The sequence below is a fragment of the Methanosphaera sp. genome (genome assembly GCF_022768985.1).
Lineage (GTDB): Archaea > Methanobacteriota > Methanobacteria > Methanobacteriales > Methanobacteriaceae > Methanosphaera.
The window spans coordinates 44,595-61,823 of record NZ_JALEKL010000012.1; the positions used below are offsets into that span (position 1 = coordinate 44,595).

The 17,229-nt window shown below is 28.1% G+C and carries 17 protein-coding genes and 2 tRNA genes; 11 read left to right on the plus strand and 8 right to left on the minus strand.

Annotated features, from left to right (window positions below; all coding sequences use genetic code 11):
• Positions 1–386: 386 nt before the first annotated feature.
• Entirely contained in the window at positions 387–1,985 is a 1,599-nt protein-coding gene (gene atwA, locus MRZ80_RS06665) for a methyl coenzyme M reductase system, component A2 (protein WP_292537589.1), read from the plus strand.
• 194 nt (positions 1,986–2,179) lie between these two features.
• Here the strand turns inward: atwA and cofH are convergent, their stop codons facing one another.
• From cofH to hisA, 4 genes are all read right to left on the minus strand, one after another.
• Positions 2,180–3,229: a 5-amino-6-(D-ribitylamino)uracil--L-tyrosine 4-hydroxyphenyl transferase CofH gene (gene cofH, locus MRZ80_RS06670; RefSeq protein WP_292537591.1), complete on the minus strand. Its 1,050-nt coding sequence runs from the start codon at positions 3,227–3,229 to the stop codon at positions 2,180–2,182.
• Positions 3,230–3,493: 264 nt separating this feature from the next.
• Positions 3,494–3,766 (minus strand): hypothetical protein, encoded by a 273-nt coding sequence (locus MRZ80_RS06675; RefSeq protein WP_292537594.1) that lies wholly within the window; start codon positions 3,764–3,766, stop codon positions 3,494–3,496.
• Between the two features lie 104 nt (positions 3,767–3,870).
• Positions 3,871–4,320, minus strand: coding sequence for an FAD synthase (locus MRZ80_RS06680; protein WP_292537596.1), 450 nt, complete (start codon positions 4,318–4,320; stop codon positions 3,871–3,873).
• A 38-nt stretch (positions 4,321–4,358) separates the two neighbouring features.
• Positions 4,359–5,072 (minus strand): 1-(5-phosphoribosyl)-5-[(5-phosphoribosylamino)methylideneamino]imidazole-4-carboxamide isomerase, encoded by a 714-nt coding sequence (hisA, locus tag MRZ80_RS06685; RefSeq protein WP_292537598.1) that lies wholly within the window; start codon positions 5,070–5,072, stop codon positions 4,359–4,361.
• Positions 5,073–5,247: 175 nt separating this feature from the next.
• Between hisA and truA the strand changes: the two genes are divergently transcribed.
• The 8 genes from truA to MRZ80_RS06725 all read left to right on the plus strand — a co-directional run bounded on the left by truA (position 5,248) and on the right by MRZ80_RS06725 (position 14,218).
• Positions 5,248–6,114: a tRNA pseudouridine(38-40) synthase TruA gene (truA, locus tag MRZ80_RS06690; protein ID WP_292537600.1), complete on the plus strand. Its 867-nt coding sequence runs from the start codon at positions 5,248–5,250 to the stop codon at positions 6,112–6,114.
• Positions 6,115–6,119: 5 nt separating this feature from the next.
• Positions 6,120–7,430: a UDP-N-acetylglucosamine 2-epimerase (non-hydrolyzing) gene (gene wecB, locus MRZ80_RS06695; protein WP_292537602.1), complete on the plus strand. Its 1,311-nt coding sequence runs from the start codon at positions 6,120–6,122 to the stop codon at positions 7,428–7,430.
• Positions 7,431–7,606: 176 nt separating this feature from the next.
• On the plus strand, positions 7,607–8,911 hold the full coding sequence (locus tag MRZ80_RS06700) for a nucleotide sugar dehydrogenase (protein WP_292537604.1): 1,305 nt from the start codon (positions 7,607–7,609) through the stop codon (positions 8,909–8,911).
• Positions 8,912–9,006: 95 nt separating this feature from the next.
• On the plus strand, positions 9,007–10,008 hold the full coding sequence (locus MRZ80_RS06705) for an ATP-grasp domain-containing protein (protein WP_292537606.1): 1,002 nt from the start codon (positions 9,007–9,009) through the stop codon (positions 10,006–10,008).
• On the plus strand, positions 10,005–11,066 hold the full coding sequence (locus tag MRZ80_RS06710) for a hydantoinase/oxoprolinase family protein (protein WP_292537608.1): 1,062 nt from the start codon (positions 10,005–10,007) through the stop codon (positions 11,064–11,066). The genes MRZ80_RS06705 and MRZ80_RS06710 overlap by 4 nt, the downstream gene beginning before the upstream one ends.
• 101 nt (positions 11,067–11,167) lie before the next feature.
• The gene (locus MRZ80_RS06715) at positions 11,168–11,731 is read left to right on the plus strand and encodes a CDP-2,3-bis-(O-geranylgeranyl)-sn-glycerol synthase (protein ID WP_292537610.1); all 564 of its coding nucleotides are present in this window, start codon (positions 11,168–11,170) and stop codon (positions 11,729–11,731) included.
• A 277-nt stretch (positions 11,732–12,008) separates the two neighbouring features.
• On the plus strand, positions 12,009–13,574 hold the full coding sequence (tes, locus tag MRZ80_RS06720) for a tetraether lipid synthase Tes (RefSeq protein ID WP_292537612.1): 1,566 nt from the start codon (positions 12,009–12,011) through the stop codon (positions 13,572–13,574).
• Between the two features lie 437 nt (positions 13,575–14,011).
• Positions 14,012–14,218 carry a histone family protein gene (locus MRZ80_RS06725; RefSeq protein ID WP_292537614.1) on the plus strand — a complete coding sequence of 69 codons (207 nt, stop codon included), beginning with the start codon at positions 14,012–14,014 and terminating at the stop codon, positions 14,216–14,218.
• Positions 14,219–14,317: 99 nt separating this feature from the next.
• Here MRZ80_RS06725 and MRZ80_RS06730 read toward each other — a convergent pair whose 3' ends face one another.
• The 3 genes from MRZ80_RS06730 to MRZ80_RS06740 all read right to left on the minus strand — a co-directional run bounded on the left by MRZ80_RS06730 (position 14,318) and on the right by MRZ80_RS06740 (position 15,790).
• The gene (locus tag MRZ80_RS06730; protein ID WP_292537617.1) at positions 14,318–14,530 is read right to left on the minus strand and encodes a hypothetical protein; all 213 of its coding nucleotides are present in this window, start codon (positions 14,528–14,530) and stop codon (positions 14,318–14,320) included.
• Positions 14,497–15,171 (minus strand): hypothetical protein, encoded by a 675-nt coding sequence (locus tag MRZ80_RS06735; protein WP_292537619.1) that lies wholly within the window; start codon positions 15,169–15,171, stop codon positions 14,497–14,499. The genes MRZ80_RS06730 and MRZ80_RS06735 overlap by 34 nt, the downstream gene beginning before the upstream one ends.
• A 178-nt stretch (positions 15,172–15,349) precedes the next feature.
• A complete protein-coding gene (locus MRZ80_RS06740) occupies positions 15,350–15,790 on the minus strand; it encodes a spore germination protein GerW family protein (RefSeq protein ID WP_292537621.1) in 441 nt (146 codons plus the stop codon).
• Between the two features lie 261 nt (positions 15,791–16,051).
• Between MRZ80_RS06740 and MRZ80_RS06745 the strand changes: the two genes are divergently transcribed.
• Both MRZ80_RS06745 and MRZ80_RS06750 read left to right on the plus strand, forming a co-directional pair.
• A tRNA-Val gene (locus MRZ80_RS06745) sits at positions 16,052–16,123 on the plus strand.
• A gap of 36 nt (positions 16,124–16,159) precedes the next feature.
• Positions 16,160–16,232: transfer RNA gene (locus MRZ80_RS06750), tRNA-Phe, on the plus strand.
• Between the two features lie 171 nt (positions 16,233–16,403).
• Here MRZ80_RS06750 and MRZ80_RS06755 read toward each other — a convergent pair.
• Positions 16,404–17,171 carry a hypothetical protein gene (locus MRZ80_RS06755; protein WP_292537623.1) on the minus strand — a complete coding sequence of 256 codons (768 nt, stop codon included), beginning with the start codon at positions 17,169–17,171 and terminating at the stop codon, positions 16,404–16,406.
• Between the last annotated feature and the right edge of the window lie 58 nt (positions 17,172–17,229).

Sequence of the window (17,229 nt, forward strand, 5' to 3'; positions counted from 1 at the left end):
TAATCCATAATTTTTTTGATTTTATTTTTCATTATAACTAAAAAATCTAATTTTAATATTATAATATTTAAATTTTCTATAATAAAATTTTTATTATTAATAATGATGATTTTTCAATAAATAGTGATAAATTAATATGAACTTTAAATTCATACTATTTAAAGTAATTAAAAAATATTGAAAAAATAGAAAAATAATATGGAAACTAGAAATTTATTGAATTTATTATACTAAAGTTTAATTTATTAAGAAACAAAAATAAAAAATATTATATACATATAAATTAAGTTTTAAAATAAACGAACATTAAAAATATAATATAAAAATTTTATTTTACTTTAAAAAACATGACATATAAAAAAAAATATTGTATGGGTGTTATTATAATGAGCTTTATAGAAGTTAAAAATGTTACAAAAAAATTTGACAATACAACAGTACTAGAAAACATAAATCTAGAAATAAATGAAGGAGAAGTACTGGGAATTCTTGGACGTAGTGGATCAGGAAAATCCGTACTTCTAAATATGCTTCGTGGAATTGATGAATATGCACCAGATGAAGGAGAAGTAATAATACACGTTGCATACTGTCCTGAATGTGACTACATGGATTCACCATCACACATAGGAAATACATGTTCATGTGGACATAAATTCGAAGAAAAAGAAATAAACCTCTACAACACATCAAAAAAAGAATTTGCATCTGTAAAAAGAAGAATTTCAATCATGCTTCAGAGAACATTTGCACTCTATGAAGAAGAAACAGTTCTTGAAAACATCATGAGATCATTTGAAGATCAAAGAAATGAAGATAACATAAACAAAGCAATAAGTCTTCTAAAAATGACACACATGGAACACAGAATCACACACATTGCACGTGATTTAAGTGGAGGAGAAAAACAGAGAATTGTACTTGCACGTCAACTTGCAAAAAATCCAATGCTATTTCTTGCTGATGAACCAACAGGAACACTTGACCCAAAAACAGCACGTCTACTTCACAATGCACTTCTTAGTGGTGTAAAAGAAAAAGAAATTACAATGGTAATAAACTCACACTGGCCTGATGTAATAGAAGATCTATCAGACCGTGTAATCTGGCTTGAAGCAGGAAAAATTAAACAAGAAGGAGAACCTGCACCAATAGTTGAAGAATTTAAAAAAGAAATTCCACAAGTTAAAAAACATGAACAAGTAGAAGTTGGAGATCCAATAATTGAAATGGAAGACCTTAAAAAATACTACTTCTCAGTATCACGTGGAGTTGTAAAATCAGTAGATGGTGTAACACTCAAAATTAATGAAGGAGAAATTGCAAGTATAGTAGGTCTTAGTGGAGCAGGAAAAACCACACTATCAAAACTTATTGCAGGACTCATCGAACCTAGTGAAGGAGAAATAAAAGTAAGAATTGGTGATGAATGGATCGACATGTCAAAAGTTGGACTTGCACACAGAGGACGTGCAACAAAACATATCGGACTACTACACCAGGACTTCAGCCTATATCCATATAAAACAATTCTTGGAAACTTAACTGAAGCAATAAACCTTGACTTACCAGCTGAATTTGCAAAAATGAAATCAATACATGTACTTACAGCTGTAGGATTTACAGAAGAAGAAGCAGCATCACTCCTTGAAAAATACCCAGATCAGATGAGTGGAGGAGAAAAACACAGAGTAGCAATTGCACAAGTTCTCATAAAAGAGCCAAGAATTGTAATTCTTGATGAACCTACAGGTACAATGGATCCTATCACAAGACGTGATGTAACAGAATCCATACTTAATGCACGTGAAGAACTTGACCAAACATTTGTAATTATATCACACGATATGGACTTTGTACTTGAATGTTGTGATTCAGCAGCACTTATGCGTGATGGAAAACTACTAGATCAAGGAAATCCTGAATCAATAGTAGAACAATTAACATCACAAGAACGTACAAAAATGTTCAAAAATGATTTCTAGATAAAAAAAATAATGTACACAGAATTATATTGGAAGATAATTTATATATTTTCCAATACTCCTTAAACTCCCATTTATTTATAAAAATAACTTCTCTTTTTTAATAAATCACATTATAGTAAAATTACAATAAATAACTTAAAAATAGGTTTTTTACAAAAAAAAATAGAATAAAAAAAAAGTTTTAAAGGTGGTTAAATATATTCATACTTTGTTGTTCTTTGTTGTGGAATACGTCCTATATCTTCAATTAATGTTTTTATACGACTTACAGGTAGATATCCACCATATCCTCCACCTGCTGCTGTTGAAATTTTATCTTCAATCATAGTTCCACCAATATCATTAGCACCACAATTTAGTGCTACTTGTGTCATTCTAAGTCCAAGTTTTACCCATGAAACTTGTATATTTTCAATAACATCAGATAATATAATTCTTGATATTGCATGAAGTTTTAAATCCTCAACTCCTGTTGCACCATTTGATATTTTACCTAGTTCATTGTTTTCTCCAAGAAATGTCATTGGTACAAATTCTGTAAATCCATGAGTTTCTTCCTGTATTTCTTTAAGAAGAAAGATATGATCTATACGATCCTGCCATGTTTCTATACTTCCATACATTAATGTTGATGTTGTAGGAATTCCAAGTTCATGTGCCTGTTTTACTACATCACACCACTGTTTTGTTGTTAATTTATTTGGACAAATTTCATGACGTATTGAATCAACTAGTACTTCTGCTGATGCTCCTGTCATTGTATCCATACCAGCATCTTTAAGTTCAACTAGAGCTTCTTGTGTTGTGATTCCAGAATTAACTGATGCTTGATATACCTCAGCAGGTGATAATGCATGAAGACATATGTCATGTTCATCTTTTATCTGTTTTATAAGATCACAGTAGTATTTAATATCCATATCTGGTGTTACTCCACCAAAAAGACAGATTTCTGTTGCTCCTATTGCCTCACCTTGGCTGATACTTTCTGAAATTTCCTCATTTGTCATTCTGTATTTTTCATTATCTCTAAATGAACAGAATTTACATCCTATCATACAATGATCTGTAATGTCAATAGCCTTATTTACAACGTATGTTACCTTATCTCCCACTATTGTCTCTCTTAGTTTATCTGCTGTATCATATAATTCAAATTGACTTGTTGATTTTATAAGATCTAATGCATCTTTTTTTGTTATCTCATTGTTTAAAGATTTTTCATAAATACTTTCAAGCATATTAACATTTCCCATTTTTTTACAATTATTTTATTTATTTTTGAAAATATTTTCTAAAAAATGAAATATTTTCACTCCACCTTTATTTTTCTTATATTAATATTTTTCAAAGTAATATAATATAAAATTATTATTAAATATGACATTTATTATTAAAAGTAGGTATTTTTACTAATTATTTTATTGTCAATAAATTTTATCAAAAAAAATAGTTTTTCATTAAGGGTGGTTAAAAAGGAAAGTAGAAATAAGTTTTAAATAAACTTATTCTGGAAGCATAATTTTCCAAAGATAGTATACTTCTTCTACTTTATCTTGTTTTTTAGATCGTTTTTTGGATTTCTTTTTAAGAGTAGATTCTTCTCCCATCCAATCTTCAACATTGTTATCTAAATATTCTGCAATTTCTTCATCATAATAACGTGTACCTATTGTATAACATTCAGGTTCGTTACGAATGTAGATGATTCCGCCACCTTTTTCTTCCATGATATCAGTAATTTTTAGTAAGATATCGAAATATTCTTTTGCTACCATTATCTAAGAATCTCCCTTAAGTTTAATCATAAAATAAATATTATATTAATCTTTGTTTTATATACTATATTAATATTATTATAAAATATAATCTTATCTTTTATTTAAAGATCACATTCATCAAAATATTTTTCATTAAAATGTGTATTTTTTATCTTTTTAATTATTTTACATGAACTATCAAGCTCAAATTCCTTATATGAATCTATTTTAACAGCTTTAACATCAATACCAATAGATTTTAATTGTGCTTCTAAGTTTTCAGGATTAAACTTCTGATCAGGACCTATTGCTATAATGTCAGGTTTTTGTTCTTTAACAATTTTAAATGGATCATCCTCATCTCCAATAAATGCTTCATCAACACAGCCAAATGCATTTACCATTTCACAACGCTGTTTTTCACCAATTACTGGGACTTTCTTATGTTCTTTTACTGTTTTATCAGTTGCAATTACAACAACTAGATGTGCATCTGCACCTCCAAGCTTTCTTGCCTCATTAAGATAGAATAGATGTCCAGGATGAAGTATGTCAAATGTTCCTGTAGCCATTACTTTAATTTTAACTACCTCCCCAATTTTAGATATTTTTAGTCCTGGTATTTTAATGCTTCTTTAAAGTCTATTAATCCCTTATAGAGTGCTGATCCTATTACAACATAGTCAGTGTTTATATCACGTAGTACTTTAAGATCATCAACTGATGTTATTCCACCAGAATAAATTATTGGTATTTCTGATTTTTCAATTAATTCTTCTGCTATACTAAGATCAATTCCACCAAGTAATCCTTCAACATCCACATTTGTAAATAATATACTACCTGCACCTTTTTGTTGGAAGATCTGTGTATATTCTAGTGGTGTTTTATCTGTTGATTTCTGCCATCCATGTGTTAATACTCGATTATCTTTACTATCAAGTGATATACAAATTTGATCTGGTGTGTATTTATCAGTTAGTGAATCTAGAATATCAGGATTTTCAACTGCCATTGTTCCAATAATTACAGTATCAACACCCATATCTAATAGTTTCTGTGCATATTCAATTGAACGTATACCTCCACCCATTTGAACTGGAACAGTTGTTTTTTCAACAATTTCCTTAATTATTTCAAGATTCACTCCACTTTCAAGTGCTCCATCAAGATCTACAATATGTAATCTTTTTGCTCCCATCTTCTCCCATTTTAGTGCAACTTCTACGGGATCATCAATTACTACCTGTTCTGTTCCAGGCTTTCCTTGTACTAGTTGAACACATTTTCCATCTTTAATATCTACAGCAGGTATTATAATCATTATATATCCTCCAAATTAATTTTCTTATTATTACTTGAATTATTAGTTTAAAATTTTTTATTTCTTTTTACTATAATTTAAATTCTTAAATTAATACTATATTATGATTTAGATTTTCTTAATAATAAATTATGTAAAAAAAATTATTACTACTAAATTATAAATTTATAATATAATGAGACGAGTAGCATTAAAAATAGCATATATTGGTTCTAAATTTCATGGATATCAAAGACAGCCAGATTATCGTACTGTTGAAGGTGAACTTCTCAAAGTATTTAAGGAAACTGGCATTATTGAAGATACATGGAAGGCACATTATTCAGTAGCAGGACGTACAGATAAGGGAGTTCATTCAACTGCAAATGTAATATCATTTATTACAGATGAAGAAATTTATATAAATAAACTTAATGGACTTCTTCCTGATGATATTAAGATAGTTGCAGAAGCACGTGTACCATACTCATTTAAGGTACGTTTTCCACAAACACGTACATACACCTATATTCAGCCCATAGATCCATTCTATGGTGAAAGTATTGATATTGATGCAATGCGTGAGGCAATAAATTTATTTATAGGTGAGCATAATTTCCGTAATTTTTCAAAACGTAATGAGAAAAATCCAAACCGTGAAATTACACATGTTGACCTTAAATGTGTAGATGATGTACTTGTATTTACAATTGAAGGTAAAAGCTTCCTATGGAATATGGTACGTAAGATGGTAAAAGCATTACTTCATGTTGGATATCATGAACTTACAGTTGATGATATAGAAGAACTTCTACAGCCTAAGGAGTTACGTCAGTATATACGTCTTCAACCTGCAGCTGCATGTGGACTTATTCTTAGTGATATTAACTATAAAAATATTAAATTTAAGGAATCACAGTATGCAAAAGATAAACTTGCAGGATATCTTAAAGAGGAATATCTTACAAACAGACAAAAGATGATAACAGATAAACACTTAATTGAAATACTAAAAAGTGACAATGAACCATTAACAACCACAAATAAAAAGATAAAAGGGTAATAATTATGAAAATAGCAATAGTTCTTGGGACAAGACCTGAAATTATAAAGATGTCACCAGTAATTGATGAAATTCAAGAAAATAATACAGACTTTATAATAATACATACAGGACAACATTATGATTCAAAGATGTCTGATCAGTTCTTTATTGATCTTGATCTTCCAAAGCCTGACTATAACATTGGAATAGGATCAAATACTGCAATAGAACAGATAAGTACTATTATATCAAAACTTGAAGAAATACTAACAGATGAAGGTGTTGATATTGTACTTGTACAGGGTGATACTAATGCTGTTGCAGCAGGTGCTATTGCTGCAAATAAACTTAAAATACCAGTAGGTCATATTGAAGCAGGACTTAGATCTTATGATAAAAATATGCCAGAGGAAATTAACAGATTAATTGCTGATAGTTGTTCTGCACTTTATTTTGTACCAACTGATAAAACAGCAATTAACCTTGTAAATGAGGGAGTAGATCATAAAAATATCTATATTACAGGAAATACAATTGTTGATGCATGTAAACGTAACATTGACATTGCAAAAGAAAAAAGCACAATCCTTGATGATGTAATATTTGATGAATATATCACACTTACTCTTCACAGAGCTGAAAATGTAGATGATCCTAATCGTCTTGCAAACATCATAAATAGTCTTATAAATCTCAGATATAATATTGTTCTTCCTCTTCATCCACATACAAGAAAATCACTTGATGCAATTAATTTATATGATGAACTTGCAAGTTGTGAACATATCCAGATAATGGAACCTCTTGGATATCTTGATTTTCTTGCATTAATATCAAATACTAAGCTTATACTTACAGATTCAGGTGGTCTTCAAGAAGAGGCAATAACTCTTGACATTCCATGTGTTACACTACGATATAATACAGAACGTCCTGAAACTATTGATGCTGGTGGAAATATTCTAGCAGGAACAAATTCAACTGAAATAACAAATAATATTCAAAATATCTTAGATAATAGTGATGTATATGCTAAAATGGCAGGTGCAATAAATCCATATGGTGATGGTACATCTGCTGAAAAAATATATAATATTATAAAAGAGCATTATGATCTTAATAGTCTTAAAATAGAAGCAGCAAGTGAGGTTGTTGACTTTGAAGGATATGAACTTATAAGTATTAATGATGATATCACAACCTCTGAATTTGAGGATTTATATCCTGGATGTATAATTCAGCAGGTATTTAGTGGTTCAAAACAAGTATATCTTGGTGTTGATGATAACTTAAATGGTATGAATGTTATTGTTAAGAAATTTAAGATAAATTAAGATGATACATTTTTATTTTTCTACTCTTTTTTTCTACTTTTTTTTATTATTCCTAAAAAATTAATGATAATATAAAATATTAGTATTTCTATATTTATATTATAAGAATCAAAAAATTATGGGAAAAATTAGTTATTTTTTGATATAAAAATTTTTATGGGGAACTGTTATATAAAATGAATTTTAATACTCAAAAAGTTGCAATATTTGGTCTTGGACATATTGGTCTTCCTACAGCTGCAATACTTGCAAATAATAAGATTAATGTTCTTGGTGTAGATGTTAATGAAGATACTGTTAATGCAATAAATCAATCAAAAGTTTGCTTTAAAGAACCTGGTGTTGAAGATTTACTAAAATCTGCCATAAGTGATGGATATTTCAAGGCAACATGTGATCTTAGAGGGGCAGCAAGTGAATGTAATGTTATGATTATTATTGTTCCTACACCTGTTGATTGTGAATGTAATGCTGATTTATCATATGTTATATCTGCATGTGAGAGTATTAAAGATGGACTCAGCAAGGGCGATCTTGTTATTGTTGAAAGTACAGTTCCACCTGAAACTGGAATTAATGTTATAAAGCCTATACTTGAAGAGTCTGGTCTTATATGTGGTGAGGATTTCCTCCTAGCATATAGTCCTGAACGTGCACTTCCAAACAATACAATCTATGAAATGACACATAATGTACGTGTTGTTGGTGGATATAATAAGGAAAGTAGTGATGCTGCAGCAGAACTTTATAGTAATATTACATGTGGTGATATTATTAAGGTTAAATCTATTACATCTGCTGAGATGATTAAGCTTATGGAAAATACTTATCGTGATGTTAATATTGCACTTAGTAATGAGTTTGCCATGATTTGTGAAAATATTGATGTTGATGCACAGGAAGTTATTTCTGCTGCAAATTATCATCCACGTGTAAATATTCATACACCAGGTGCTGGTGTTGGTGGTCATTGTATACCTGTTGATCCATACTTTTTAATTCAAACAGCACAAAAATATGGTACAAAAGCAAGTCTTATACAACAGGCACGTAATATAAACAATATGATGCCACAACATGTTGTTGATATTGTTGAGCAATTTAAGGATAATGATAAGGACAACTTTACTGTTGCTATTTTAGGTGTGGCATATAAGGGAAATGTTGATGATATACGAGAATCACCATCTATTGATTTAATAAAATTACTAAATGAAAAAGATAATATTACAACAGTTGCACATGACCCATACGTTGATAGTAGTATTATTGAATCATTTAATATAAAAGCTGTTGATTATGATGAAGCATTATCTGCGGATTGTGTAATTATTATGTGTGATCATGACATATATCGTGATATTACACCATCTATGATAGAAAATAAGTTTCTTATATCAACAAAGCCTATTGTTGATGCTGATAAATTCCGCCAAAATGGTGTGAATTTCCAGGCAATAGGAAACATTAAAAAGGAGTAAAATCATTCCTTTTTTCTAAAATCAAATTCTTTTTTTTGAAATACTATTTTTTTAACTTTGAATAAAATTTATTTTAGGAGTGTATTTATATTACTATGAAATTTCTAGTCTTTGAATATTCATCAATCTATTTTCAGGAAAATATTATATCTGAGGGATTTTCAATGCTTCGAGAAATTCTATATGATCTTGATGTTATTGATGAATATAGTGTTGATTATCTTATAAATTCTAAATTATCAATAGATAATCTGAGCAAATGTAGACCTATAACAGTTAATGATAATTTAAATGAGTGGCTTAGGTGTAATATTAAAAGCTATGATTATATAATATTTATTGCACCAGAAGATGAACATCTCCAGTATGAAATAACAAAGATAATAGAAGATGAAAATATCAAAAAAATTGCATCAGATTCTACAACATCTGACATCTGTTCATCAAAAATTAAAACATACAATAATATATGTGATGTATTAAAAATTCCAACACTTAAAGTTGAAGTAGACAATATATGTAGTGATGCAATTTCAGAGTTTATAGATGAAAATAAAACATGTATCATAAAACCTGATGATAGAACATCATCTGATTTCATATATAAAATACATTCACTAACTGAATTTAGAAAGATAATTAAGTTATATAAAGATGAGAATATTAAAGTTGCACTTCTTCAGAAATATATTAAGGGTGAATCAATTAGTATAAGTGCAATATGTAGTAGAGATGATTCAAAAATAATAAGTATAAATTCACAACAAATAACTGAGCAAGACGACAATAAAATAGCATATAATGGATGTATTACACCCCTTAATCATCCACTAAAAGATGAAATTATTAAAACATCAAAGAAGATAATTAAACAAATTCCAGGTCTTTATGGATTTATAGGAATTGACTATATAATAGATGATAATAAAATCTACATGGTTGAAATTAATTCACGTTTCACAACACCATTTATAGTATTGTCTGAAAATTGTAGTGAAAATCTTATGAAGATAATAATAGACTATTGTATAGATGATAAATGGAGTAGTATTAAATTTAAAGATAATGGAGAATTTTATAAAGGAGATATATTATGAAGTATATGGGACTTGATATTGGTGGAGCAAATACAGATTGTGTAATAGTTGAATTTGACAGTGAATATAATGTATTGTCAATTGATAAAGATAAGTATTATCTTCCTTTTTGGTCTGATCATGAAAGACTTCCTGAATGTCTTCTTAAATTAAAAGGTGAAAATAATATTGATGTTATATGTGTTTCAATTACAGCAGAGCTTGCTGATTGTTATATGACAAAAAAGGAAGGTGTTCTTGATATAACATCAAAGGTTATGGATACATTTACAAGTGAGGATGTTTATTTTGTTACATTTGATGGACTAAAAGAGTATGAGTATGTTAAGGACAATCCACTTTCTGCTGCAGCTGCAAACTGGGTTGGTACTGCAAATGTTATAAAACAGGTACGTGATGATTGTATCTTTATGGATATGGGAACTACTACAACTGATATTATTCCAATTAAAGATAAAAAGCTTGCATCAAGTGGCTTTAGTGATACTCAACGTCTTGGTAGTGGAGAGCTTGTATATACTGGTCTTCTAAGAACTAATGTTGCTGCAATTGTTGATAGTGTGGTTGTTGATGGAGTTAAAACAAGCATAAGTAGTGAGTTATTTACAACAACAGCTGATGTTAACATGGTTCTTGGAAATATTACATCTAGTGAATATACAACTCCTACAGCTGATGGTAAAGATAAATCATTACTTGCATCTAAAAATCGTCTTAGTCGTCTGGTATGTGGTGATATTGACACAATTTCAGATGATAATATTGTATCTATTGCAAATGAGGTTTATGAAAAACAGGTACATCAAGTAGCAGAAGCACTTGCAAAAGTTATTAAAACAACAGGTATTAATTGCATTGTTTTATCTGATATTAAAGGTGGTAGTGTTTGTATGGATGCAGCAGGCAGATTTGATGTTGAAGTTATTAATCTTAAAGATTATATTAATGGTGATATTATTTCAATTATTACAGCTGTTGGTGCAATTAGTATGTATATTGAAAAGTATACAACTGATGATGTTAATGTTTTAGAAAAGATTTATGAATATTTTAATTAGATTTTCATTATCATCTTTGTATAGGTATTTATTAATAGTAAATAATTATATAAATAAGTAATAATAAACTTTTAAATTTATAAAGACTCGAGGTAAATTAAATGGATATAACAACTTTGATAATTTACTCCATTTACCTTATGATTCCAGCATACTTTTCTAATAGTTCAGCATTAGTATTTGGTGGTGGAACTCCTATGGATTTTGGACATTATGCATGGGATAATCGTAGACTTATAGGTGATGGAGTAACATGGAGAGGACTTGTTGGTGGTGGTCTTCTTGGTACATTTGTTGGAGGATTATTAGGTCTTCTTGCAGATTTTAATATTGGATCATACTATTTTATGATTTCAGCATCACAGATAACATTTCTTTCAGGAAAAATACCTCAAGGATTATTACTCGGATTTTTATTAGGTTTTGGAGCATTAATTGGTGATGCAGTTGGAAGTTTTCTTAAAAGAAGACTTAACTTCAAAAGAGGACAGGCAGTGCCACTTCTTGATCAGCTTGACTTTGTTGTTGTAGCACTTCTTTTTGCATCAATTGTAATTCATATTGACTTTATGGTAGTTATATGCATATTTATTATCAGTATATTCCTTCACCTTGGAGCTAATATGTTTGCATACCTGATAAATATTAAAGATGTATGGTATTAAATTAATGGAACCATGAAAAAAAGTAGAAGTATGTGGAATAATTTTTACATATCTTTTTTTTAAACACCAATATTTTTTTCTTTTTTTTATTAACATTTACAATAATAATTATTAATCATGATAAATTAAACAATTATTATAAATAATAGAATGAATTATATTATTATTAGATAAAATAGATATAGTATTTAGTTTAAATATAAATATATTAAATATTTTTATACTAATAATATTTTTTTATGAATTAAAAAATAAAAATTACTTAATAACAAAATAAATGCGGGGGGAATTTCAAATTACACAATATAATGACACAAAAAGCTTATGTCCTGAATGTCTTGAAATTTTGGATGCAAAAGTCTATTCAGAGGATAATAAGATATATATTGAAAAAACATGCCCAGAACACGGAAACTTTAAAAATACATACTGGCACAATGAAGATGCATATGAAAAAACAATTAAATATGAAGCAGAACCTCACCAGTTAACAAATCTAAAAGAGGCATCAGGGGAATGTCCATCAAACTGTGGACTATGTAAACAACACCAAAGTCAAACAATTCTTGGATTAATAGATGTTACAAATAGATGTAACCTTAGCTGTCCAATATGTTTTGCAAATGCTGCAGCATCAGGAACCTTATATGAGCCAACACAAGATGAAATAAGAACTATGCTAAGAGCACTTCGTAAAAATCAGCCTGTAAAAACACCAGCTATACAATTTTCAGGTGGAGAACCTACAGTACGTGATGATATTGTAGAACTCATTAAAATAGCAAAAGAGGAAGGCTTTGTACATACACAAATTGCAACAAATGGTATTGCACTTGCAAATAAAGAAAACCTAGCACAAGAACTTAAAGATGCAGGACTAAACACAGTATATTTACAATTTGATGGTGTTACAGAAGAACCATACCTTAAAACACGTGCTGCAAACATTCTTGATAAAAAACTTCAAGCTATAGAAAACTGTAGAAAAGCAAAACTTGGAATTGTACTTGTACCAACACTTGTTAAAGGAATAAATGAAGATCAAGTTGGAGATATCATATCATTTGCTCTTAAAAACCTTGATATTATCCGTGGTGTAAACTTCCAACCTGTATCATTTGCTGGACGTACACCTGCAGATCAAGTTGAACAACAACGTATTACAATTGATGACTTTGTATCTGAAGTTGAAAAACAAACAGACAAAGCAATTACAAAAGATGCATTCTATCCAGCATCAGCTGTTGCTCCATTTTCAGATTTCATAGCAGCACTTAGTGGAAGTGAAGCTGAAGTTACACTTACATGTCATGAACATTGTGGTGTTGGAACATATGTATTTAAAGAAACTGATGATTCAATAATACCAATTACTGATTTTATTGATGTTGATAAATTCCTTGAAATGCTTGAAAAAACAATACCTAATCTTAATAAAAATACAAAAATTGGAAATACCAAAGCACTTCTTCGTGTAGTTAAAGAACTTCCTAGTGCTATTGATACTTCAAAATCTCCATCATATCTTGATATTATAGAACTTCTTAAAAATATCTTCGTAAAACAGGATTATGAAGCTCTTGGTGATTTCCATATGAATGCTCTTCTTGTATCATGTATGCATTTCATGGATCCATTCAACTTTGATCAGGAAAGAGTACGCAGATGTGTAATACACTATGCTACACCTGATGGTAGAATTATTCCATTTTGTTCAATGAATACATTATATCGTGAAAGTATTGAAAAACAATTCCACGTTCCACTTGGTAGTGATCGTGCAAAAGAGATTATGGCAAATATTCAGAAAGAAAAGGAAAAAAGAATGCAGAAAAATGAATAAATAATTAGTTTTTATACTAAATTTATTTATTTTTATATTTTTTTTTATATGATCACCCACTTAAAATTCACTATTTCTAAATTCATATATTTAAAAAATAATTTTTAAAGTTAAAGCTCTTAAAATACTTTTTTTAAAAATTAAAGTGATTAAATTATTATTTTTTTAAAATAAATAAAAATAGTTTGATAATATTCGAATTAAAATCATTAAACAATACCTTTTTAAATAATAAATGTTTATATATATTAAAAGCTAGAAAAATAATACATAGTGTTACTACTTTGAATTAATATAAGAAACTAAAAAAATGTATAAAATATATGAAAATACTTATAAAATAGATTAATTAAACAATAATCAATGTATAAAAAAAAAGTATGTTAAAAAAAATTTTAATTCTAAAGTAACTTAGGAAAAAACTAGGGAGGTTTAATATGTCAAAATTACCATTAACACCACTTGGAAGAATCATTAAAAATGGTGGTGCAGAAAGAGTTAGTGAAGATGCAAAAGTTGAACTATCATCTTTCCTAGAAGAACAAGCAACAGAAATTACAAAACTTGCTTTAAACAATGCAAAAGAGAATGGACGTAAAACTCTTAAAGCAGAAGATATTGTAGTTGCTTACAAAGAGTTATAATTCTATTTTCCTTATTTTTTTTAATAAAATTTATCAATAAATCAATATTATCTTTTTATTTATTGATCTAGAAACTTAAATTCATTTTTTTCTTTTTTTTTATTCTTTTTTTAATTCTATGAATTCATCCTCATCCATTGAAATATTAACATAATATGTATCATTATCTTCAACTATTTTAAGTGCTACTGGCTGTTGTACTATGTTTATAATTTTATTAAAATATATTGAACTTTTAAGTGACATAATAGGATAGATGGATCTGTTTTCAACAACTATCACATCTGCTGTGTATATTTCATCTTTTTGCATAAAAACAACTCCATCATATTTATATTACTTCTATTATGTTTCGTATACTTTCTTTTTTTTATTGTTATAAACAATAGCTTTACTATGTTAACTACAATTATATCTAATGTTATATCTACATCTGATTTTAATATTAATGTATTAAATTCAGGAGTAAATGATATATTTAAATTTGCAGGATATAGTATTGCTGATATCATATAAATTAGTGATGATGCTTTTATTGTAAGATGATTATCACATAATCCTAGATTTAAAACTATGTTTGAATTATTAAATTTCATTAACTTTGGAAGATATGTTATAATTTCAATTATATCTGATTTTGCATCATCTAGTAGTTTTAATATTTGTTTTATATCTGGTTTTTCATCATCACTACTTTCTTCATCATCATCTGTATTTGTTGTTTCATCTGTTGTTTCATCAGGTTGTGTTTGTATTTCATCTATATTTTCATCTTCATCTTCTTTTTTATTAAGATCTAATGAATATATGTGAATTTTCTTTGATCTTATTTTAAGTTCTATATTTAGTATTTTTTCTTTGATGTTAAATTCAAGTTCCAGTAGTAGATAGTTAATTTTTATATTTCCATCATATTCTAAATTCTGATTTTTAAATGAGACATACATATGCATATTTGAAAATATTAACAAAAATAGAGCTACTATTAGAATAAATAAAAATACAACTAATAATTTAAATAACATACATATCAAAGTCCCTAAAATATTATAATTATTTCATAATTCATGCATGAAATAATTTAAAAAAAAAGTTACTATTTAAATAAAAAATAAAAAAAAAGAGTTAAATTTACTCTTCTTTAATTTTAGTTTTTATATCATCAATGTCAACATCAACATCATCTTCATCATCATCTGAAGATTTTCCTTTACAACATTTTGATGATTTAACTGATGCAAGTTTATCTCCCACTGTTTTTCCAACATTATATATTACATCATCAAGTGCATTTTTACCAACAACAGGTAATATTTCAACACCACCAGGTCCTTCTACATCTTTATGAATTACAACAAAAGCTATAGGATCAATACTTGCTCCTCCACCAGCTCCAGCTTTTTCATCGTTATCTTCACTACTTCCAACACCTACTGCAAATGCAAGAGCAGTTTTTGAAATAGGAATTAATACTTTTGTTTCAGTTTCAATAGCCTCACCAATAATACAATTTGCACTCATCACATTATTTATCTGAGATATTGTTTTTTCAATTGATTCATTAAAATCCATTTAATTTCACCCATGTAATTTTAGTTATTTTTAATTTAATTTATTAAAATTAATATCTAGATAATATTTTTTAATTAGTTTCTATTTATTATTTTATATAATATTTTAATAAAAAAAAAGAGAATTAGAAGTAATTATATTATTAATTTTTTCATGTATCTTATCTTAAAAAAATATGATTATCTAAATATTTAATCATAAAATATAAATATTATTAATAAAATATAGAATAATAGCTTTTAGAAGAAAATATATATTTCTGGGCCGGTGGTCTAGGGGTATGATACCTCCTTGACATGGAGGTGATCACGAGTTCGAATCTCGTTCGGCCCATTAGAATAAAATTCTAAAAAATATCTTTTTTTAAATGCCGTGGTAGTTCAGTTGGGAGAACGCCAGACTGAAGATCTGGATGTCGCTGGTTCAAGTCCGGCCCACGGCATTAAACCCAAATTTAATTACTAATTTTTCAAAAAAATAATAATTTTACTAATTTTAATTTAATAATAAATTTAATCTACCTAATTTTTCAAGAAGATAATATATTTTAAAAAAAAGAATTCTATATTAAAAAAAAAATATTTAAGGTGGTGAATTATTTTTTTCATATCTTTTAGAAGTTTAGAAGTTTATTTAGTTTATGTACTATAAATTCTCCTATAACTCCACCGATTCCTGTTAGCACTGCACAAAGTAACATGGATATAAATCCATAGAGAATATTTCCTGACATAAACATTATTGCAAGTCCTATTAATAGTCCTATTGCAACTGCTAGTTTAAATGAACTTTTATAGCTCATTGATGGTAGAACAAACACTGCAAATATTCCAGATAAAAGCAGTGATGCTACAACTACTATTGATAGTGATGTCATATTCTGTGTTGCAAATGCCATTATTGCCTCAGTTGTTTCTGGCATTGGTGTATTTCCAAGTACCATACTTACACCTATCATTGAGAAAAATAGGAAATCAATAAATCCTATAAATAATGATATTATGTAAAAGATTATTCTACCAGGACCTGATAGGCTTGCCTGTGCATTTTGTCCTGGTGTTATTATTTTTATGTTCTGTGCATTTTGCATACTTTGATTGTATCTTTTTACACTATCTTCATCAAGTTTTAATGCAAAATCTGTTGATCCACAATATAGACATGCACCTGTTTGTCGTGGATTTTCTGATTTACAGGATTTACATACTTTTTCATATGAAACTTCTGGCATTTCAATTCCACTTAGTAGAAATTTTAGTTCTGTTTCATCTTTTGCAAATTTTAACATATGTCCACAATTTTGACATTTATCAAAGTTTAATGGTGCATATGCATTTACTTTGATGAAATGTTTACAATTTTGACATACTACATAACTCATTTTAATCAAATCTTTTCATTTTTTTATATTTTTTTTTATTATATTTTTAGTTTCAGTA